Origin of the sequence: Pseudoalteromonas sp. SWXJZ10B (assembly GCF_015864475.1) — a bacterium.
Taxonomy (GTDB): domain Bacteria; phylum Pseudomonadota; class Gammaproteobacteria; order Enterobacterales; family Alteromonadaceae; genus Pseudoalteromonas; species Pseudoalteromonas arctica.
This window is the reverse complement of sequence record NZ_JADYXD010000026.1, coordinates 22,652-42,788: the sequence shown is the minus strand read 5'-3', so window position 1 is coordinate 42,788 and position 20,137 is coordinate 22,652. Positions and strand designations below refer to the sequence as shown.

The following is a 20,137-nucleotide window of genomic DNA, read 5'->3' as shown; positions in this document are numbered from 1 at the left end:
ATACATTAATTAACATGAACATAAGGGCGATTGTAAGTAATTACAATGCCTGAATACTGTTTTCGTCAATTTCGGCGCTAAATACTTGCTGAAATTGTACTATGTTTTCATCAGATGTGATCACATCGATTGCTTGTTGATGACGACCTGCATCAATTTTTTGCTGAATAAGATAAGGAGAGTCAATAACTCCCTTAGCAAAATTAATACTTAACGACACGTTATGCTCATAAATACTCGACAATGCGGCATCTAATCTTTGGCGAAGCATCGGTGTATCTAAATGCTTTTGTGATTCATCAACGTCTATATGTAAACTGTTGCCTTGCTTGGTAAATATTGAATGCAATGCAAATTGGCGCATACGACCACCCAGTCCCATACGTTTAATTAAATAAGCCCATTCATCTTGTTGATGTGCAAATCTAATTTCACTAATTGGGCTTTGAAAATCATCAGGGGCAGGAATACTTACTTCCTCTGGCGCTATTTCAGGCGCTTTTTGAGGGTTTATTTGCTCAAGTAATTCTGGCGCAAGATTTTCAGTAATTGTTTGGTGCTTTGCTTTAAAATCAATATTACTAGCTGGCTTTATGTTGGAGTGATTATGTGCCTGAGTTTGGCCCCCTGTTACTGGGAGCTCATGCTTTTTTTCACTCTCACCTTCGCTATCAGTTTCCCAAGGAGGGATATCGCCAGACGCATTACCTGAAGGGCTATTAAGCTCACTTGCACTTGTATCTGCACTACCTTGATGAACACTTTGGGCTTTAGGCATTCTTGGATGCTGTTCTGGCTTTTTAGCAGGCGCTTGGCTTGGCTGCACTGCTACATTATTTGCAGATGTACTTGTACTCTTGCCTGATAACCTACCCGCACCCGATATGTTTCTGTCGCGTAAAATACGAGCAATGGCAGATTGCGCCTGCGCTTCTTGTTCAGCTATTGGCGTACTTGCATTGTGATTTGTTAAGGGCTCTGGTGAAGACTCTGAGTTTGCAGTAGGTGCAGGTTTAAAACCCTGATCTACAGCGCTACTCATTATATCATCAAACTGCGAAGCTAACGTTTGCTCAGCATCACTATGTTGCATGTAAGCTTCATCTTCACTTTGGCGCTGGGCTTGAGCATCCGAAACAACATTGGTTTGTGGTTGCTCATTAGCTGAAGCCTGTTGTTCAATAGCGTTTTCACTTTGTTGAACCGGTTGCTCTACTGCAACTTGGGTTGGCTCATTATTACTTTGTACGACATCATTATTCAATGTCTGAGCGGCAACATTTGGTAAAGGCTCTATCTCAAGGGATTTAGGCTGCTCTGTATTGCTAACTGGCTTAGTATTATTTACAGGGACACTACTTTGGCTAGCTACAGTGTTTTGCGATGTTTTATTTTTATTTAATATATCTCGCAGTGCATTTGCGCGGCCTTGTTTATTTGGGGCCGGCTCTTCGTTTACTGTGTGTACAGTTTGTTGAGCGTCTGTAGGCTTAAATGCTAATAATCTTAGCATTATCATTTCAAAACCTAAACGAGGCTCTGGTGCCCATTGTAAATCTTTTTTACCATTTAACAGTAACTGATAATAAATTTGAATTTGTTGTGGGCTCGTATGTTGTGCAACATGAGCAATATAATCTACATTTTTTTCATCTAGCCCTGCCGCTTCTGGCACTAACTGGGTTAGTTGGGTCAAATGCGTAAGTGCAATTAAATCATCAAGCAATGCAACATAATTAGGATTACGACTTGCCACCTGTGCAATCTCATCCATTAGCGCAGCGCCATCTTGTGCAAGTAATGCTGCAAGCAAGCTTTGGCTATAATGAGTATCCATTAAACCAAGCATTGTTTGTACTGCTTGATTATTAATATCACCATTTGTTTGTGCAATAGCTTGGTCAGTTAAGCTAAGCGCATCACGCATACTGCCATCAGCGGCTTTTGAAATAATGCTAAGTGCATCAGTGTCAAAGCTAAGCTGCTCTTGAGTAAGTACGTGTTCAAGCTGTGTTTTAATTTCACTTTGCGACAAGGCATTTAGGTTGAATTGTAAACAGCGAGATAAAATAGTAACTGGTAGTTTTTGAGGATCGGTCGTCGCCAATAAAAATTTCACATGCTCTGGTGGCTCTTCAAGCGTTTTCAAAAGCGCATTAAAGCTGTGCTTAGAAAGCATGTGAACTTCATCGATTAGGTATACTTTATAACGTCCACGTGTTGGTGCATATTGAACGTTATCGAGTATTTCGCGGGTGTCTTCTACTTTTGTACGAGAAGCCGCATCTATTTCGAGTAAGTCAATGTAGCGCCCTGCTTCTATATCTAAACAGCTGCTACATTGGCCACACGGATTTGCAGATATACCTTCGTCGCAATTTAAGCTTTTAGCAAAAATACGCGCAATAGTGGTTTTACCTACACCGCGGGTTCCAGTGAATAAATAAGCGTGATGCAGTCTATTTTGTGTAAGCGCATTTACAAGCGCTTGCTTAACATGAGACTGCCCAACCAATTCATGAAAGGTTTGAGGACGCCATTTTCTCGCTAGAACCTGATAACTCATCGATTACTCGCCTTCGAATTCAACCAATTTTAGAATTTTAATACCCATTTTTTTGATGCGCTGCTCGCCACCAAGTTCTGGTAGTGATACAACAAATGCAGCATCTGTGGCTTCGCCACCTAGTTTATGAACTAATTTAGCTGTGGCTTCAATTGTGCCGCCAGTTGCTAATAAGTCATCAACTAATAATACTTTATCGCCAGGTACAATTGCATCAACATGCAGCTCTAGCGTGTCTTCACCGTACTCAAGTAAGTAATCTTGACGAATAACTTCGCGTGGTAACTTACCTGGTTTACGAACTGGGATAAACGGAATGCCTAATGCGTAAGACAGCGGCGCACCAAAAATAAAGCCACGTGATTCTGTGCCAATTATTTTAGTAAAACCCTGATCTTTATATTCTGCGATAAAAGCGTCAATAGTTGCTTTAAAGGCTTCTGGATTTGCCATTAAAGTGGTTACATCGCGAAACATGATGCCCGGCTTTGGATAATCAGCAATTGTAGTTATGCTGTTTTTGATAATTGCTGGTGTTACTTGAGTCATAATTTTAACTGCTCAATTGTTTATATTACAAAGCAGGTGATTATAACCTTAACTAACCTTTAATTGCGAGTTTGGCGTTACTATAAAAGAAGTATTAACTATGGGGGGTAATTAAAATAAAGTGGTTCAAGGCTGAAGTAAGCAACAGCCTTAATAAACGCTATGCATTTTAAGTTAAGCTAGTGATCCAGCCTAATATTGCATTTAAACAACCAATCCCTGCAAATACAGCTAAGAAAGCAAGAAAATAAGTAGCGTTGAACGGATCTTTAAAGTCTTTATCATCTGACATTGGTACAACCTTTTATTAAGCACGACAAATAAGGCTGCCATAATAGACGATGTAAAATCATCAATAAAGACCTTAATCTTGATTTTTTGTCACAATTACACCGCGTTCAACCATTGCATTGAGGGTAACCAATGCGCCTTGAGCAATTTGATCTGCATTAAACTGTGGTGCATGAGCGAATACCTGTTGGCAAACGTCGTCAAATGTCGCTCCATCACTTGCCTCAATAATTGATAGTAACAAAGCAGTCATCGCATTCGTAGCCAGAAATTGAACGTCATCATCTTCATCTCTATATACAACAAAATAATTAGGCTGAGGTGAAGGCTCTTTTGGTTTAAAGTGATTGCTAATATTTTGAACCGGAAATTGATAACTTAAATTTCTTGCCGTTTTCGATAAATACAAAGCAGAACTAGTAAGCGCTGTTGTTTGTAATTTTTGCTCTTGCTCATCTTCGTGTGCAATCGATACATCTAGCTCTACCCATTCATAATGTGCAAGTTCTAGCATAAACACGGGATCGTATCTTTTCATTTTATAATCACTTGATAAGTAATTAATAAACTCCCCTGCTATATCTAAAAAGTACGGCGAATGACAATCATATTCGCTAAAAAATTGGCGTACAAGGACCAGCCATTGCTTGTCTGTATATAAGGTTTTTAATACCGGAAAACCTGATGATATAAAACCTTCAATGTTATTAAAAAATAGGTCGCGATAAATGGCCATACGTCGGTCTTCGATACCGCTGGGCTTTTTATTTTTTTTAGGCTCGCGAATATGCGCCATAAATTCGTTTTGTATTTCAATAAAGCTCATAACCAGGCACTCTTTTAATATTTATAAAGGCTTATATTAAGCTCGTTGTTTTGAAACCATTGAAGTAATGTGTTTAGCTTGTAGCTCATGAATTATATCTAACTCTTTGGTTAAAATATTCATTGTAGGGATATTAAAATCGCGCTCAAGCAAGGTTGGAAATACGCCATGCACTTTATATGCTTTATCCAGTAGCTCCCATACAGGATCAATGACATCAGCACCATGTGTGTCCACTATTAAGTCATCAGCCTCATTATAATGGCCTGCAACGTGCCCATAGGCAATACGATTAGAGGGTAACCCAGTTAAAAACGCTTGTGCGTTATAGCCATGATTAATCGAATTCACATAAATGTTATTCACATCCAGTAAAAGCTTGCAGTCTGCTTGCTCTAAAATGGTATTTGTAAATTCCAGCTCTGATAATTGCTGTCCAGGAGCGCCATAATAGGAAACATTTTCTATCGCAATTTGCTGCTCAAGTATGTCTTGTACTTGTTTAATGCGAGGGACAACATGTGCTATAGCATCTTGTGTAAACGGAATAGGCATTAAGTCATACATATGGCCTGTACCAGAGCAGTAACTTAAGTGCTCACTAAAGATTTTTATATTGTGCTCTTCAAAAAAAACTTTTAAAGACTTAACAAATTCAACATCCAGTGGTTCGGGTGAACCGATAGACAGTGATAATCCATGACACACAAAATTGTTTGCATCTGTTAATGTTCTAAATTGCTTTTTAAAGCGCCCACCTAGTTTTAACCAGTTCTCTGGTGCAACTTCCAAAAAATCTACTTGATTAGGTACGTGTTCAAGCAGTTCATCAAGCATTTCTCGTCGTAGGCCAAGGCCCACCATCCCGAAATCTGTACTCTGGATTTGTGTCATAACTCTACCTCTAACTTATCAAAAAAGGGCCTTAAGGCCCTTTTAGCATAACTTATTTAGAATAAGATATTAACGACCGCCACATTTACCTTCGCCGCACTTACCTTCTTTTTTAGTTTTTTTAGCATCGCCGCCACATTTACCTTCACCACACTTGCCTTCTGTTTTAGCTTTTGCATCTTTTGCGTCGCCGCCACATTTACCTTCACCACACTTGCCTTCTGTTTTAGCTTTTGCATCTTTTGCATCGCCGCCACATTTACCTTCGCCGCACTTGCCTTCTGTTTTAGCTTTTGCATCTTTTGCATCGCCGCCACATTTACCTTCGCCGCACTTACCTTCTGTTTTAGCTTTTGCATCTTTTGCATCGCCGCCACATTTACCTTCACCACACTTACCTTCTTTAGCGTCTAGTTGGTAACCTGTCACTAATTGTTGAAACTCAAATGGGTTGGCTTGTACATCTGCAGATACAAAGCTTGCAGAGCCAACAACTACTGCACCTAAAGTTAACGCGATTGTATTTTTTTTAACTGTATTCATTTTGTGACTCTCTTTAATCAAGTATTGTAAATCTCAGCAATAAAAATGTATTTTAAATTGCTTGTATGCTTAAGTAGACCTGTACAAGAATAAAAACTTTCATTTATTTTCATAATATTTACTTTTGCGGTTTCTACATTAAATATGGTTGGTAATTACAGATTTATCAATGTGTGATTTACAGGTAAACTATGCGTCCAGTTTTTTATCAAAATTAATCACTTTATGAAACTTGTTTTAGCACCTATGGAAGGTGTCGTTGATTTTAAAATGCGCCAATTACTCACAGACATTGGTGGGTTCGATTTGTGCGTTACCGAGTTTGTAAGAGTGGTTGAAACATGCTTACCTGATAAAGTTTTTCATCGATTTTGCCCTGAACTACATAATAATGGATTTACGCGAGCAGGTACTCCTGTGCGTGTTCAATTACTCGGCCAAGAAGCAAATCCGTTAGCCGAAAATGCAGTAAGAGCAATTGCTTTAGGATCTCATGGGGTCGACCTTAACTTTGGTTGCCCAGCAAAAACCGTTAATCGTAGTCGAGGGGGTGCTGTACTGCTTAAAGATCCTGACCACATGTATACGATTATTAAAGCAGTCCGAGATGCTGTAGATGATAAACATGAAGTAAGTGCAAAAATTCGCTTAGGCTTTGATGACGACAGTAACAGCCAAGAAATTGTTGATGCTGTGGTAAGCGCAGGCGCAAATAGTGTAGCTATACACGCCAGAACCAAACGTGATGGTTATAACCCGCCAGCTTATTGGGAAAAAATTCCACCAATAATAAAAGATAAAAATATTGCCGTTGTTGCCAATGGTGAAATTTGGCAAGTTGAGGACGCAATGCTTTGCCAAAAACGAAGTGGATGTACTGATTTGATGCTTGGTCGTGGCGCCCTTTCACACCCTGATTTAGCAAAAAAAATTAAAGCTCATGTAAATAATGAACAATATGATGGCCTTCAATGGGAGCATATTATTTATCACTTAATCCACTCTGCTATTCATCAAGACCCTGCAAAAGATGAAAAGTATTTTGCTTCTCGTACAAAGCAATGGCTAGGTTACCTTAAACGCCAATACCCGCAAGCGATCGATTTATTTGATGAAATCAGGCGTTTAAAAAGTAAAGAAGATGTGGCAAGCGTATTAAATAAATACGCCAAAGCACCGCAACTTGATTCAAATCATAACGGCTAACCTAAAGCCTCTAGATAATATCAGTATAACGTGAAGCCAATTTAATAAGGTTGTACTGATAATGCATCATCAAAAAAGACTAAACGATGAAATAGCACAAATTAAATTAAATATATTAACTATGCTTTCTAAATCAGCCTACCCTACACATCAGCATTTAATACAAATTTTAGATAATACAGCAAACAATGAATGGTTAGACTGTGCAGCAGAGAAGCTAGGTCCTGAGTATGCGTTTTTGATCAGTCGCATGACTAAATTAGAAGCGGCGGTCAGCCAAATAGAAATTGGGCAATATGGCTACTGCTGCGACTGTGAAGAAAAAATACCAGCCAAATCACTTGAACTAGACCCCGCAACTCAACGGTGTACAAAGTGCGCACAATAAGCGCACTTTCAAATCATTATATAATTTGTTGTATAAAGCTAAATGATTGCCCTGGGTAGAGTATTATATCTTCAACTAAATATTGAGCCTCTTCTTGGGTGATTTCTAAGCGTTTCATAAGATTTACCTTTGCCTGTGGCAAAGTCCACGCATGGTAATGAATGCCAATATCTGATTCCATCATTGCAAGCATCAATGTTTTATCTTTATCAGACATGTTCATATTACTCGCCATTGCAGGTAAGTCGTGATAATCAGCCTGCCAATCAAGCCCTTCAATTAATTTTTCATTCGATAGATACTGCACTAAAAACGATTTTTTATGAGAAATAGACAATTTACTATCGATTGCAACACGATCTAATACTTTTATATTTTCATTTAAAAGAGTAACCCACTCTAGCGGTGAATGTACTTCGCCACTAAAGTAATTGAGTTTGCTCTGATACCACTGTGACCCATTTGGCAGGCCTCTCAGACCAACACTACCTCTAGGCTTGTAACTAGCTAAATAATCGCTAAAAGCTCTTATATGACTCTTAAGCGCTGGTTGAACGTCATTACTACCTATCGCACTCAATACATAGCTTTGTAGTAGTGTGAGCTCAATTTTATTCAGCTTTAAATTGCTTTGTTTAGCACTGTCTAGCGTATCTTGGGTTAACTTAAGCCAAGTAATAATATTATCCGGCGTACTTTTTGACCCCTCAAAAGCAAGCATGTTTTTTAATACGTTTACTTGAGCCGGCCAATTAAAATAGCGCTCAGGAAAGCGCTCTGCAATAACCAAGTAGTTTACTTGTGCAATTTGATTGAGATTAAGCTCCATACCCATTAGGTTCTGATAAATAGAATGACGTTTAACTAAATACGCATCAGAAAAGACCAATTGCTCTTTAGTAATCCTATCGATTTTTTTAGCGTCTGGTTGTACAAGTGCCATGTTTAAAGTTTTTAAAGCAACTTGTGCGTCTTCAAATGACTCATAAGGTTGAGGCTGCTTTGAACATGCAGCTAAAAATAAGCACAGTAGTAATGAAAAAGAGAGCTTTTTATACATAGTAGTTCCAATAAAAAAAGCCCCAGAGGGGCTTTTTATAAGTTGCTTTAGCTAATTAAAATTAAATTTTAACACCGTTGCGAGCGGCTTTATCTTTAATATATGTAGACCAACCCTTTGCAAACTTACGTGTGCGAGGGTCATCCATAGCTTTAGTAATTGCAGCATATGCTTGCTTATACTTACCTTGATAGTAATACGCTTCAGCTAAATCTGAATAAATAGTACCTTTTTTGTCAGAGCCAAGCTCTAATGCTTTGTTCAAACGAACAACAGCAGCACTGAATTTTTCAGATTGTAAAAGTAATGAACCAGCTTTACGGTAAAGTTCAGCGTCGTCATCAAATTTAGCAGCTTCTTCGTAGTACTTAGCAGCTTTTTCTAGATCCTTAGAGCGATGATAGTTACTAGCAATCGCGCTAACATTCTGCTTTGTACGTTTTACTTTTTCACTCTTAACGGCCTTTTCTAGCGTTACAGCTGCTCTAAAAGGGATCTCGTTTAGAGAGTAAAAGTTAGATAAGACTTTATACTCAACTTCATTTTCAAAGTAACCGTTCTTGTAAGCAACTTCCATCGTTGCTAAACCTTTTTGATAGTCTTCGGTTTGTAGGTAATATTTACCTAAGCTAACCCAAGCTTTTTTATCATCAGGCCATACACGAACAATCTCTTCGCCAATCTTAACCATGTTTGCATAGTCTTTAAGTTCAAAGTATGCACCCAGTTTTAATTGGTAAGGACCTTTATTAGGTTCTTTTTGAAGTTTAATTGCCTTATCTGCTGGTTCAAAAACATCACGAAATTCCTCTAACTGATAGTTAGCTTGAGCGATACGTGTATAAACCGTAGGATCTTCTTGGCCAGTGAAGTCCATCCAAGCTACATAAGCTTTTTTGGCTTCTTGATACTTTTCAGTACCGGCGTATAAATCGCCTAACAGTTTTAGAGTCTGTTCTTGATCAGCAAAGTTTAAAACATCAGGGGCAACTGCTTGCTTAGAGTACTTAATCGCTTCGTCATACTTTTCTTTTTGAGCGTACATGCTACCTAAGTAACGATTTACGGTCGCTTTATCAAAGTCATTCGAAGGTTCAATCTCTCTAAGCAAAACAATTGCTTCATCAACTTTTTCTTCGTTGTACAAGTCAAATGCTTTAATTACCTTTTTACCAGTACGCTCGCCCATGATTTTAGTTTTTGCTTTTTTACGCTCTTCAATCTTTGCGTAATCTGGCGCTGCTAAAACAGATGCACTTAAAGTAGCACCCGACACAGACATAAGAATCGCAAGAGCAGTTACTTTAGAAAAATTTCTCATTACTCGCCTCCTTAGTTGCCTTGGTTAAGTTTAAAGTCTAATTGAACTTGTAAACCTGGTTGTTTCTGTGGTTTTCCGTCAATGATCTTAGGACGGTACTTCCACTTACGCAGTGCGCGTTTAGCTTCACGGTCAAAGATACGTTTTGGATCTGCGTCAATTACTTCAACGTCAATCACTCCACCTAACTCATCAATTGTGAATGAAAGTTGTACCCAACCTTCTTTGCCATCACGTGCTGCTTGCGTTGGATATTTTGGTTCTATACGAACGATAGGTGTCGCATCACCATCTCGTCCAAATGCACCAGGACCACTTAGTCCACCAGCTGAACTACCAACATCAATGCTACCCATGTTAAATGACATAGCACCAGGGTTTGGATTATTATTTTCCGGCTGTGGCGGCTGCGGTTTAGGCGGCTGCTTTGGCGGTGGTGGAGGAGGAGGCGGTACACGCTTCCTCTCCTGCACCTTAGATTCAGGCGGATTCGTCATTATTTCGACTATGATCTGCTCTTTTTGTTCCGTATTACGGTCAGCCCCACCAGAGATGAGGAAGGCCATGAAGTAGAACAAGCCGAAAGTAACTGCCCCACCTGCAATCAGTGAAAACAGAAAACGAATCATTACTGATCTCCAGCTATTGAAATTCTAAGGTTGTCACCCGTCGCTTTAATCTGGTCCATAACTTTAACCACTGTGCCGTGTTTAGCTTCTTTATCAGCTTGTATAATCACAACTTCAGTAGGTTGTTCTGCTAATAAACTTTCAATTTTTGCTGAAATACGTTCAACATCAATTTGTTGTTTATCAACCCAGATTTCGCCGTTACTACGAATAGCAATAAAAATGTTAGCATTTTTTTGCTTAGTAGCTTGGGCAGCTTTTGGTTTATTGACCTCGATACCAGCCTCTTTAACGAACGATGTAGTTACGATAAAGAAAATAAGCATGATAAATACGATGTCAAGCATTGGCGTCATATCAACCGCTGCTTCTTCTTCTTCACGAAAACGTTGTTTACGTGCCATATTTAATTCTCTCTCTAGTGATGAGGCATACTATCAATAAGTTTGGCTTTCACCATTTTAGCTTTTGTCTCAAGACGTGAGCTAAAAAATACTCCAGATAGTGCCGCAACCATTCCAGCCATTGTTGGGATTGTTGCCATTGAAATACCTGATGCCATTAAGCGTGCATTACCCGTACCCTGGTTGGCCATGGTTTCAAAAACCGAGATCATACCAGTAACAGTACCAAGTAAGCCTATTAAAGGACAAACAGCTACTAATGTCTTAATCAACAACATACGCTGATCTAATTTTTCAGACGCTTCAGAAATCCATGCTTCACGGATTCTGTGTGCGTACCAAGACGTAGTGTCTTGGCGGGCATCCCACTTTGCTACAATTTCTTTCGCTGTGCGAGGAAACTCTGCAAGTAGAAACCAATAGCGCTCAATCATTAAAACCCACATCAGAAAGAGTGCTATCGCGACCACGTATAAAACCTGGCCGCCTGTGCCAACAAAATCCCTGATAGATTCCCATATCTCCATCAGGACTAGCATTAGGCTTTCTCCTTCTCCGCGTGAGTAGCAACGATACCCGCGCTTTGCTCATCAAGGATGTGTAATACCGACTTACTACGACCAGCTACAAGAGCATGAAGTAGAATTAGTGGTAATGCAGCAATTAGACCTAGCGCTGTAGTTACAAGTGCTAGAGAGATGTTACCTGCCATGATCTTCGGATCACCCGTACCGAACAATGTGATTGTTTGGAACGTTAAGATCATACCGATTACTGTACCTAGTAGACCTAGTAACGGTGCGATTGCAGCAAGAATCTTAATTATGTTGATACCAGCTTCGATGCGTGGCGTTTCACGTAGAATCGCTTCATCAAGTTTAAGCTCAAGGTTTTCAACATCTTGGTTCTTGTTGTCATGGTACACTTTAAGAATACGACCCAGTGGGTTATTTGTATTCGGTGTAGCAACATTTTTAAGCTGGCTCTTAATCTTACTAGTAGTAAGTGTAAGGTCAACAAAGCGAATTAGAGTAATTAGCATACCTAAAGCTAGTAAAGCTGTAATGATATAACCAACTACGCCACCTTGATGGAAGTATTCCATAAGTGTCGCTTTTTGAGTGTTGATACGTAAGATAGCACCACGAGTCGGATCGATATAAACACCAGCGTAGTTATCTGGTGATGTATTTTCAAGATCAGTGATACCGTCTAAAATATAGCTATCAGGCTGTTTACCTAGAGGCTGAATAGACTTAGTTTCTGGTGAATAAATTAAGTAACCATCGTCTGTAACTAAGTTAAAGTTACCGATACGCGTTACTTTCTTCATTGACGGGTTACCGTCAAGACCAGCAACTTCAGTTTCAAAAGTTGAAACTTTAGCTGATTCAGTCATTTCTGTTTGAAGTGAAATCCAAAGTTCTTCAAGTTCGCGAACTGTAGGAAGTTCTTTAGCAGCAGCTAATGAACGTAAGATTTCAGCACGGCCAGGTTTCTCAGCACTAACTAGTGATGCTTCGATAGAACCGATAGCGTCTTGAGCTGCACGACGTACAACACCAAACATCTCACCCAAAGTACCTTGAGCACTTTGAAGAGCGGCTTCTTTTTCAGCTAACGTGTTTTCATTTTGTGCATATTGCTTAGTTAAGCTTTCACCACGAGACTTCTCAGAAGCAAGTTGGCTTTTAGCTTTATTAAGTAAAGATTGCTTGTCAGCACGATCTGATAAGAACTCTTGTTCACGTTTCTTATCGATTTTACCTTCAGAGATACGCTCTTGCTTTACTTGCTCAAGTATTTTATCTAGAGCTCCAGTATTTGCATGTGCATTTAACGCGGTACCTGCAGAAACAGTTAGTACTGCGGCAACAGCAAAACCTTTAAATAGTTTCTTCATTATTGATTACTCCGCGCCAAAGATAGGTAGTTTAACAAGTTCTAATGTCGCTTGCTTACGCGCCATACGAATAACTTCTTTAACAGGTTTTAGGTATTCTTCACCTAATTCTTTCCACTGTTTAGTGTTGTTATCCCACACCCAAGCATGTTTCAAGTCAAAAGACTGAGCAACGTAAGTAATACGACCTAACTGACCGATATCAACGTTAATACTTTTGCCATCAACTTCTAGTGTACCTTGTGAAGCAGATACAAGTGAGCTGTATGCTGTTTCAATAGTGTAAGCTTCAAGTACTTGACGGAATTTTTCAGACGTCGTTACAGACGCAGAAACCATGATTTCACGTAGTCTTTCAACACGTCCTAAACGCGTCTCTAGATTAAATGGAACGTCCGCTTTGATGAATTGCTCAAGCGTATCGATCATGCGATACATCAAAGGCACAACGTTTTGTTTCGTGTTATCAATCGTAGCGATTTGACGATCAAACGATTCAATAGACGCGTTTTGGCTATCAACCAAGCGCGACACGTGATCGTTATACACTTTCATAAGTTCAGTCTCATCAACAACGCTACGGTACTCAGCGATTAGCTCCTGAGTTTGACCATATACATTGTCAATTTTAGTTTGAGACTTAACCGCAGCCTTTTGAATTTGTTGACCTGCTTTTTGCACGTCATTCAAAGGATCTGCAATCACATTGCTGCTTGCAAATGCAAATGCGCCAACCAACGCAGTTGCTACAAGACTCTTTCTGATTTTAACAGACATAGTTCCCAACCAATTAAGTAATGTTACTTTTATAATTTAATTATCCTCCGAAGAGAACAACCCTGATATCTTTTAATAGATATCAACCTTCCAATAATGCTAAATGCAATTAGCGCTGTCAACTTGATGTTTACTAATCTCTGCAAATAAATAGCTAAGTTAATGCTTAAACAAAAGTACTAGCACACAACTGTTAACATTATTGCAACTAAGCTTTTGCTTAATATTTCGATTAAAGCCTTTTGAGGGGTGTATTTATTCGCATTGTACTGACATAAAACAACATTATTGCAACATTTAGCCAAAGCTGAATTCGCACTGAAAAAAAACAAAAAAAAATATAGATAGATATAACAAAAGTTATTTTTTAAACGATTTCAGCACATTTTATCTCCCCAATAACACTTCATCTGAAAAAACAAACCATTTGTCGCACAAAAAAACAACACTGGATAATCTCTAATACCGCCCACCTTGCTTTATGCACGCAATACCTAAAGCCATTTATAAAACGTGTTTCCCATAAATAGTAATAATAAGTTTCTTTTAGCAAGGCCTGAAATAGCCAAATAGCTTTCGATAATTAGACGAGTTACATTTACCGCTTTAGAGTGCTCATTAATACTATTTAACAGTTAAATTTATTTAGTAACAAAGTTAATCACAAAAAGTTGCTCAACTTTAATAATAATGGACTATAAATGATGCCTAACGCTTCCATAATAAGCTATCAGAGGCCTATAGAGGTTCCCTTGCCCATTTATAGTTAAAGTACAAAACTTCAACCTGATTGCACTAGCAAGACTTACACTAAAATTTACACAGATTGTTATTTGGCATCATTTTTATGTATATAAGTATCGGATCAGTTGGATAAATTGTAAGGGATGTTTTAAATGCGATAGAAAGTGGTTCGATTGTATAAGTTATTCAGATAATTGAATTTTGGGTTTGTATTAAAATAGAAGATTTAAGAATATATGAAATTTGTGTTCAAGGATTTAAAAAGAAGGATTTTATTAATTATGTACATAGAGAGGAATTATGGTGAAACAGAGACCTGCTTCACCAAGATGAACTAGAGTTCACATAATAAATTATGCTGCTTCTACGTTCTCAGCTTCAGGGCCTTTTTGACCTTGTTTGATGCTGAATGTCACTGCTTGACCTTCGCTAAGAGTGCGAAAACCAGAACCAGTGATTGCGCTGAAATGTACAAACACGTCAGGACCATTTTCTTGTTCAATGAAACCAAAGCCTTTAGCTTCGTTGAAAAACTTTACTTTACCAGTAACCGACATACTAAATTTTCCTGTAAGTCAATAATTAAAATTCAGCCATATTATTATGGCAATATCCTCCCTGAGTCAATGCTCAAAAATATGGAGGTACAGTACAGGAACAAGTAATAACCTAACCGGTAACCTTAAACGCAGCACAATATCCGTAAATTCAATACATAAAAACTCAAAGCAAGGTAAGATTAACACATTATATTTTTTTTCGCTCTATTAATTGGGAATTATTTATTAAAAATATAAATTTGTTTTAAATCGCCTTTAACTGACTAATTTCCAAGCAAAAACTATAAAGTATTATTGTAATATATATTGCTATAAACGCGTATAAAAGCTCTCTACAACAGCAATACTGTCAAACAACGCTTCAATAACATCAAAAATACAAACAAAAAAGCCGCTTTAAAAATTAAGCGGCTTTTGGTTTAAATATAAAATATTAACTATTTAACAGACCAATCAATAGTATCTTCTGCTTTTATAGGCACAACTTCAGAGTCGCCTAGGGTATAACTTGCAGGTACGTCCCATGGTTTTCTTTGTAATGTTATTGTATCGGCATTACGCGGCAACTCATAAAAGTCAGGACCAAAGTGGCTTGCAAATCCTTCAAGCATGTCCAAAGCTCCTGCGTCTTCGAATGCTTCAGCGTATAACTCAATAGCGGCATGAGCCGTATATGCACCAGCACAACCACAAGCAGCTTCTTTTTTATCTTTATAATGTGGTGCAGAATCAGTTCCTAAGAAAAACTTTTTATTTCCACTTATAGCTGCGGCCATTAATGCTTGCTGGTGAATGTTACGTTTGAGGATTGGCAAACAGTAATAATGTGGGCGAATTCCACCCGCTAACATATGATTACGATTATAAAGTAAATGATGAGCTGTAATTGTTGCTGCTACATTGCTAGGTGCATTAACTACAAACTCTACTGCATCTTTAGTTGTAATATGCTCTAGTACAATTTTAAGTTCAGGAAAGTCACTTACCACATCCCCTAAAATCGTCTCTAAAAATACTTTTTCACGGTCAAAAATATCGATTGATGAATCAGTAACTTCTCCGTGTACTAACAGCAACATACCTACTTCTTGCATTGCTTTTAAAACCGGGTAAATATTTTTGACTGATGTAACACCCGAATCAGAATTGGTTGTAGCGCCAGCAGGATACAATTTTGCAGCTACTATTTTACCCGTTGCTTTTGCTTTCTTTATTTCATCTGGTGTCGTTTTATCAGTAAGGTAAAGTACCATTAAAGGCTCAAAGGCACCTTGTGGGCCTGCTGCCATAATACGTTCTCGATAAGAAAGAGCGGTATCAGTACATGTTGCCGGCGGAACAAGGTTTGGCATAATAATAGCGCGACCCATGTATCTGCTAATGTCTCGTACAGTATCCTTTAGCTGGTCGCCATCACGTAAATGTACATGCCAGTCATCTGGGCGAGTGATAGTAAGGGTTGTTACAGAGTTTGTATTATTGCTTGTCATTACTTTGTTCCAAGGCTGAATTTATCCGATCATAGGCATATGATGTTTTCGAGTAAAGATTTTATTAAAAATAATGCATATGTTGATGACATTACCGAGTTGTGTAATTAAAGCTTAATACTCCAATTCAATTGGGATTAGCCATTGTTATTACTTACAATTAATTAAAGTCATTCGTCATAATAATTTACAGCCAATTAAAACCACTCATCGCTTTATTTTGTACAAAATCTAAGATTAGGTTAACTTAGCTACGTATTTAAAAATAAAAAGAATAATATAAATTGCCTATGCCTTACAAAAATAATGCCTCAAGAGCACTTGAGATAAAAACTGATCAACTGAGTATTATTAATCAATTTTCATCAAGCTTATTGCAACTAGACACACTAGACGAGCTATTTGAGTATGTTACAACGCACGTTGTTAACCGTTTAGGATTTGTTGATTGCGTTATTTACCTTGCCGATAACAATGCTTATACATTAAATCAAGTTGCATCGATGGGTATTGCTCACGCCCGAGACAAATATCAAGCCGAACGTAAAGTAATACGTTTTAGTGAAGGAATTACTGGAGCTGTTGCAACTACTGGTAAAGCCGTAGTTATCGATGATGTAACAAAAGATAGCCGTTATATCGCAGATGAGCGCCCTGCCCAATCAGAACTATGCGTCCCTCTTATATATAAAGAACAAGTTTTAGGTGTTATTGATTGTGAGCACCCTATTAAAGGCTACTTTACAAACGCACACCTTGAAATTCTTACAACAGTTGCCCACTTACTCAGTGCTAAAATTAACCAGGTAAATACGGTAAATAACTTACAAAAAACAGTTGAGCAACTTAACAACGCACAAAAATTAGAAAATAGCTTATTACAAATAGCTAACCTAACCTACAAAGCTAACGACTTAGATACCTTCTTTGAAGCCTTGCATTCAATTATCAATAACTTACTTCGTGCTGATAACTTTTTTATCGCTTTATATGACAAAAAAGTAGATATACTTGACCTTGTTTATATAGTCGAAGAAGGCATAAACACTAAAACACATCAAAAAATATCTAAAGAACAGCTAAAAGACACTGCTTCATATTACCTACTGCAAACAGAGCAAACCTTATTACTCAATAAAGATGCCTTTCAAAGTCATATTGATAACGGTGATTTTAAAATGATAGGTCGACAATCAGAGTCTTGGTTGGGTGTTCCATTTAAAACAAGTGATCGTATAAGCGGTGTTATTGTTGTACAAAGCTACGATAAAACACTGCAATACAACGAACACGACAGCGCTCTTCTAACTTACGTAAGTCGTCAAATAAGTATGGCAATTGATAGACAACTAGCCCGACAAGAGCTCGAGCATAAAGCATTGCATGACGAGCTTACCGGCCTTGCTAACCGCTCATTACTCATTGAGAGAATAAAGCATGCTATTTTACGTTTAACGCGCGCTAAAAAAAGTACTAGCCATGCCCTGCTGTATCTAGATTTTGACCGTTTTAAAAGTATTAATGATTCGCTGGGGCATGAGGTCGGAGACCATTTTCTTATAAAAATATGCGACTTAATTAAAAGTACAGTACGAAGCACCGATACATTTGCTCGTTTAGGCGGTGATGAATTTGCTATTTTCATGGAAAATATTACACATAAAAACCAAGTTAATGAAGCTTTAAACAGAATTAAAAGCGCATTAGCAAAACCTCTAAATGTAGATAGCCACTTACTTCAAGCCTCTACTAGTATTGGTATTGCCTATACCGACAACATAAACGATCAAGCTTATATATTACTGCAACAAGCTGATGCTGCTATGTATGAAGCAAAATCCACCGGGCGTGGACAAGTTAAGTTTTTTAATAACACGATGCGTAAAAAACTTAAAACCCATGCCGATATCGAAAACGACTTGCAACACGGTATAGAACACAACGAATTTGAACTCTATTTTCAGCCAATTTTTACAATTACCACAAGTGAAGTTGTCGGATTTGAAGCACTTGTGCGCTGGCATCATCCTAAAAAAGGATTTGTACCACCTAATGACTTTATACCGATAGCTGAAACTACAGGGCAAATTATAAATCTTGATTTACATTTACTTGATTTAGCCGCTCAGCAGATTTCTAATTGGCACCAGCAAGGTCATCGCTTTTTGAAAGTAACGGTTAATGTATCGTCACGACATTTTGCAAGCCTCGATTTTGTAGCGCAAATACATTCTATTTATAATAAATACCAATTACCTCTGGGTTCTTTATGTTTAGAAATTACCGAATCAGGCTTAATAGAAAATCTAGAACTCGCCACTCAAATAATAGAAGGTCTTTCACCTTTAAAAGTAAAATTGTGCCTTGACGATTTTGGAACGGGTTATTCAGCACTGGGCTACTTGCACCAACTGCCTATTCATATTTTAAAAATAGATAAAAGCTTTATTGACCACCTACAAGATTCCACCAACCCACTTGTTGAAGCCATTTTATCACTTGCGCAATCATTAAAACTTGAGGTTGTTGCTGAAGGGATAGAAACACTTGAACAATTAGCCATTTTACAATCCACCGCGTGCGACTATGGCCAAGGTTTTTTAAAGTCAAAACCGGTCACAGCCAAAGAAGCCATATTACTTATTAATAAGCCCTTATAAAAGAGCCAGCGAGTTGGTCGCTGGCTTAGGTATTACGTATATACTCATCCATTGACCTAAACTAAAGCTAAAAAGCAAAATGACTTTAGTTTTTAAACCACAACCTAAAGTAACCATTCCCCACCCCACACAGTTATTTATATAGTCAAAATTCACACTGAGGTGAAGCACACCGCAATCGATATACTTAAAATACAACATGAAGCAAACTCATCTAAAACTCATCAAACCAGTTTTTGAATGACTTTTATCGTTACTAATTCTAATATTTTCGCGATTCATAGCAACAAACTGCAATAAACCACAATAAATCGCAAACTTTTAGCCATCTAGACGTTGAAACGTTTTTTGTATAGGCGTAGTATGTGGTTAATCTGAGCTGAACTCACTTTTCCCATGAGAATTTTTAAAGATGATTGGTATTAAACATTTAAAAACCATAGCAACCCTAAAAGAAACAGGATCTTTGGTTAATACGGCACGAGAGTTATTTTTGACACAGTCTGCTTTATCTCATCAAATCAAAGATTTAGAGAATAAATTAGATTGCCAATTATTTGAGCGTAAAACTCAACCAGTCCGCTTTACCCCTCAGGGAATGCTATTACTTGAATTAGCTCACGAAATATTACCAAAAATGGAAGCGACTAAATGCCGTTTGAAAGAAAGCTTAAATCAGCCTATTTCTCAACTGCGTTTAAGTGTGGAATGCCATGCATGTTTTCATTGGTTATTGCCTACTATTAAAGAATTTAATAACTTTTGGCCTGATATAAAAATTGATTACGAGCGCGGCTTTAGTTACGACGCTATTCCTGACTTACTAAGCGATGAGCTCGATTTAGTTTTAACATCTGACATACGTGAACCCGACACATTAGAATACGCGCACTTATTTGATTTTAAATTGAAGCTTATTGTGGCACCGGATCATGAACTTGCTAAAAAAGCGTATGTAACAGCGCTTGATTTAAAAAACGAAACTATTATTTCATACCCTATCCCGCGTGAACGCCAAGATATATTTAAGCATTTCATTCAAAATGCACGTTTTGACGGTACGTTAAAAACGGTTGATCAAGGATTACTTATTTTTCAACTAGTAAGTGCCGGCATGGGCGTTGCCGCTTTACCTGATTGGCTAGTTACACCTTATGAAAGCCAAGGCTTAATTAAATCAATTCCTTTGGGCGCTCTTGGCCTTACTCGTCCTATGTATTTAGCGATGAAAAAAGACATGAAAGATAACCCTGTTTATCGTCACTTTTTAAATACGTGTAAGCTAAATAACGGTCGATAATCATCAATATAATGAGTAATATCGCT

General features: G+C 38.0%; 19 protein-coding genes. 4 read left to right on the top strand and 15 right to left on the bottom strand.

The window, feature by feature from the left end; all coding sequences use genetic code 11:
- Positions 1-40 precede the first annotated feature (40 nt).
- The 6 genes from dnaX to I6F54_RS17670 form a co-directional block, all read right to left on the bottom strand.
- Positions 41-2,566, bottom strand: a complete 2,526-nt coding sequence (dnaX, locus tag I6F54_RS17690; protein WP_197142481.1) for a DNA polymerase III subunit gamma/tau — start codon at positions 2,564-2,566, stop codon at positions 41-43.
- 3 nt (positions 2,567-2,569) lie between these two features.
- Positions 2,570-3,115, bottom strand: a complete 546-nt coding sequence (apt, locus tag I6F54_RS17685; protein ID WP_007584093.1) for an adenine phosphoribosyltransferase — start codon at positions 3,113-3,115, stop codon at positions 2,570-2,572.
- Positions 3,116-3,284: 169 nt separating this feature from the next.
- Positions 3,285-3,407: a hypothetical protein gene (locus I6F54_RS20440; RefSeq protein ID WP_002962301.1), complete on the bottom strand. Its 123-nt coding sequence runs from the start codon at positions 3,405-3,407 to the stop codon at positions 3,285-3,287.
- Between the two features lie 72 nt (positions 3,408-3,479).
- Entirely contained in the window at positions 3,480-4,232 is a 753-nt protein-coding gene (locus I6F54_RS17680; protein ID WP_165728226.1) for an HvfC family RiPP maturation protein, read from the bottom strand.
- Between the two features lie 36 nt (positions 4,233-4,268).
- The gene (locus tag I6F54_RS17675) at positions 4,269-5,126 is read right to left on the bottom strand and encodes an HvfB family MNIO-type RiPP peptide maturase (protein ID WP_165728225.1); all 858 of its coding nucleotides are present in this window, start codon (positions 5,124-5,126) and stop codon (positions 4,269-4,271) included.
- A 69-nt stretch (positions 5,127-5,195) separates the two neighbouring features.
- Positions 5,196-5,669: an HvfA family oxazolone/thioamide-modified RiPP metallophore gene (locus I6F54_RS17670; RefSeq protein WP_197142479.1), complete on the bottom strand. Its 474-nt coding sequence runs from the start codon at positions 5,667-5,669 to the stop codon at positions 5,196-5,198.
- Positions 5,670-5,894: 225 nt separating this feature from the next.
- Here I6F54_RS17670 and I6F54_RS17665 point away from each other — a divergent pair, with 225 nt between their 5' ends.
- Together I6F54_RS17665 and I6F54_RS17660 are read left to right on the top strand one after the other, a co-directional pair.
- On the top strand, positions 5,895-6,875 hold the full coding sequence (locus I6F54_RS17665) for a tRNA-dihydrouridine synthase (protein WP_007583877.1): 981 nt from the start codon (positions 5,895-5,897) through the stop codon (positions 6,873-6,875).
- A gap of 61 nt (positions 6,876-6,936) precedes the next feature.
- Positions 6,937-7,263, top strand: coding sequence for a TraR/DksA C4-type zinc finger protein (locus I6F54_RS17660; RefSeq protein ID WP_024590816.1), 327 nt, complete (start codon positions 6,937-6,939; stop codon positions 7,261-7,263).
- Between the two features lie 16 nt (positions 7,264-7,279).
- Here the strand turns inward: I6F54_RS17660 and I6F54_RS17655 are convergent, their stop codons facing one another.
- The 9 genes from I6F54_RS17655 to pyrC all read right to left on the bottom strand — a co-directional run bounded on the left by I6F54_RS17655 (position 7,280) and on the right by pyrC (position 16,151).
- Entirely contained in the window at positions 7,280-8,323 is a 1,044-nt protein-coding gene (locus I6F54_RS17655) for a hypothetical protein (RefSeq protein ID WP_165742005.1), read from the bottom strand.
- 61 nt (positions 8,324-8,384) lie between these two features.
- Positions 8,385-9,644: a tetratricopeptide repeat protein gene (locus tag I6F54_RS17650; protein WP_197142477.1), complete on the bottom strand. Its 1,260-nt coding sequence runs from the start codon at positions 9,642-9,644 to the stop codon at positions 8,385-8,387.
- Between the two features lie 11 nt (positions 9,645-9,655).
- On the bottom strand, positions 9,656-10,273 hold the full coding sequence (locus tag I6F54_RS17645) for an energy transducer TonB (RefSeq protein ID WP_165728220.1): 618 nt from the start codon (positions 10,271-10,273) through the stop codon (positions 9,656-9,658).
- Positions 10,273-10,677, bottom strand: coding sequence for an ExbD/TolR family protein (locus I6F54_RS17640; protein ID WP_007583867.1), 405 nt, complete (start codon positions 10,675-10,677; stop codon positions 10,273-10,275). The genes I6F54_RS17645 and I6F54_RS17640 overlap by 1 nt, the downstream gene beginning before the upstream one ends.
- A gap of 14 nt (positions 10,678-10,691) precedes the next feature.
- Positions 10,692-11,216 (bottom strand): MotA/TolQ/ExbB proton channel family protein, encoded by a 525-nt coding sequence (locus I6F54_RS17635; protein ID WP_002961709.1) that lies wholly within the window; start codon positions 11,214-11,216, stop codon positions 10,692-10,694.
- On the bottom strand, positions 11,216-12,580 hold the full coding sequence (locus I6F54_RS17630; protein WP_007583865.1) for a MotA/TolQ/ExbB proton channel family protein: 1,365 nt from the start codon (positions 12,578-12,580) through the stop codon (positions 11,216-11,218). The genes I6F54_RS17635 and I6F54_RS17630 overlap by 1 nt, the downstream gene beginning before the upstream one ends.
- 6 nt (positions 12,581-12,586) lie before the next feature.
- The gene (locus tag I6F54_RS17625; RefSeq protein ID WP_024590812.1) at positions 12,587-13,357 is read right to left on the bottom strand and encodes a DUF3450 domain-containing protein; all 771 of its coding nucleotides are present in this window, start codon (positions 13,355-13,357) and stop codon (positions 12,587-12,589) included.
- A gap of 1,097 nt (positions 13,358-14,454) precedes the next feature.
- The gene (locus I6F54_RS17620; protein ID WP_002961702.1) at positions 14,455-14,658 is read right to left on the bottom strand and encodes a cold-shock protein; all 204 of its coding nucleotides are present in this window, start codon (positions 14,656-14,658) and stop codon (positions 14,455-14,457) included.
- A gap of 440 nt (positions 14,659-15,098) precedes the next feature.
- A complete protein-coding gene (pyrC, locus tag I6F54_RS17615; RefSeq protein WP_165740288.1) occupies positions 15,099-16,151 on the bottom strand; it encodes a dihydroorotase in 1,053 nt (350 codons plus the stop codon).
- A gap of 290 nt (positions 16,152-16,441) precedes the next feature.
- On the opposite strand from pyrC, the gene I6F54_RS17610 reads away from it, so the two are divergent.
- On the top strand, positions 16,442-18,811 hold the full coding sequence (locus I6F54_RS17610; RefSeq protein WP_197142475.1) for a GGDEF domain-containing protein: 2,370 nt from the start codon (positions 16,442-16,444) through the stop codon (positions 18,809-18,811).
- 412 nt (positions 18,812-19,223) lie between these two features.
- Complete coding sequence (locus tag I6F54_RS17605) at positions 19,224-20,111, top strand: LysR family transcriptional regulator (RefSeq protein WP_002961689.1); 888 nt, start codon at positions 19,224-19,226, stop codon at positions 20,109-20,111.
- The last annotated feature ends 26 nt before the right edge of the window (positions 20,112-20,137 follow it).

Bases quoted from the DNA above. Each gene is read 5' to 3' on its own strand.
- dnaX (WP_197142481.1), bottom strand. From the start codon at position 2,566: ATGAGTTATCAGGTTCTAGCGAGAAAATGGCGTCCTCAAACCTTTCAT.
- apt (WP_007584093.1), bottom strand. From the start codon at position 3,115: ATGACTCAAGTAACACCAGCAATTATCAAAAACAGCATAACTACAATT.
- I6F54_RS20440 (WP_002962301.1), bottom strand. From the start codon at position 3,407: ATGTCAGATGATAAAGACTTTAAAGATCCGTTCAACGCTACTTATTTT.
- I6F54_RS17680 (WP_165728226.1), bottom strand. From the start codon at position 4,232: ATGAGCTTTATTGAAATACAAAACGAATTTATGGCGCATATTCGCGAG.
- I6F54_RS17675 (WP_165728225.1), bottom strand. From the start codon at position 5,126: ATGACACAAATCCAGAGTACAGATTTCGGGATGGTGGGCCTTGGCCTA.
- I6F54_RS17670 (WP_197142479.1), bottom strand. From the start codon at position 5,669: ATGAATACAGTTAAAAAAAATACAATCGCGTTAACTTTAGGTGCAGTA.
- I6F54_RS17665 (WP_007583877.1), top strand. From the start codon at position 5,895: ATGAAACTTGTTTTAGCACCTATGGAAGGTGTCGTTGATTTTAAAATG.
- I6F54_RS17660 (WP_024590816.1), top strand. From the start codon at position 6,937: ATGCATCATCAAAAAAGACTAAACGATGAAATAGCACAAATTAAATTA.
- I6F54_RS17655 (WP_165742005.1), bottom strand. From the start codon at position 8,323: ATGTATAAAAAGCTCTCTTTTTCATTACTACTGTGCTTATTTTTAGCT.
- I6F54_RS17650 (WP_197142477.1), bottom strand. From the start codon at position 9,644: ATGAGAAATTTTTCTAAAGTAACTGCTCTTGCGATTCTTATGTCTGTG.
- I6F54_RS17645 (WP_165728220.1), bottom strand. From the start codon at position 10,273: ATGATTCGTTTTCTGTTTTCACTGATTGCAGGTGGGGCAGTTACTTTC.
- I6F54_RS17640 (WP_007583867.1), bottom strand. From the start codon at position 10,677: ATGGCACGTAAACAACGTTTTCGTGAAGAAGAAGAAGCAGCGGTTGAT.
- I6F54_RS17635 (WP_002961709.1), bottom strand. From the start codon at position 11,216: ATGCTAGTCCTGATGGAGATATGGGAATCTATCAGGGATTTTGTTGGC.
- I6F54_RS17630 (WP_007583865.1), bottom strand. From the start codon at position 12,580: ATGAAGAAACTATTTAAAGGTTTTGCTGTTGCCGCAGTACTAACTGTT.
- I6F54_RS17625 (WP_024590812.1), bottom strand. From the start codon at position 13,357: ATGTCTGTTAAAATCAGAAAGAGTCTTGTAGCAACTGCGTTGGTTGGC.
- I6F54_RS17620 (WP_002961702.1), bottom strand. From the start codon at position 14,658: ATGTCGGTTACTGGTAAAGTAAAGTTTTTCAACGAAGCTAAAGGCTTT.
- pyrC (WP_165740288.1), bottom strand. From the start codon at position 16,151: ATGACAAGCAATAATACAAACTCTGTAACAACCCTTACTATCACTCGC.
- I6F54_RS17610 (WP_197142475.1), top strand. From the start codon at position 16,442: ATGCCTTACAAAAATAATGCCTCAAGAGCACTTGAGATAAAAACTGAT.
- I6F54_RS17605 (WP_002961689.1), top strand. From the start codon at position 19,224: ATGATTGGTATTAAACATTTAAAAACCATAGCAACCCTAAAAGAAACA.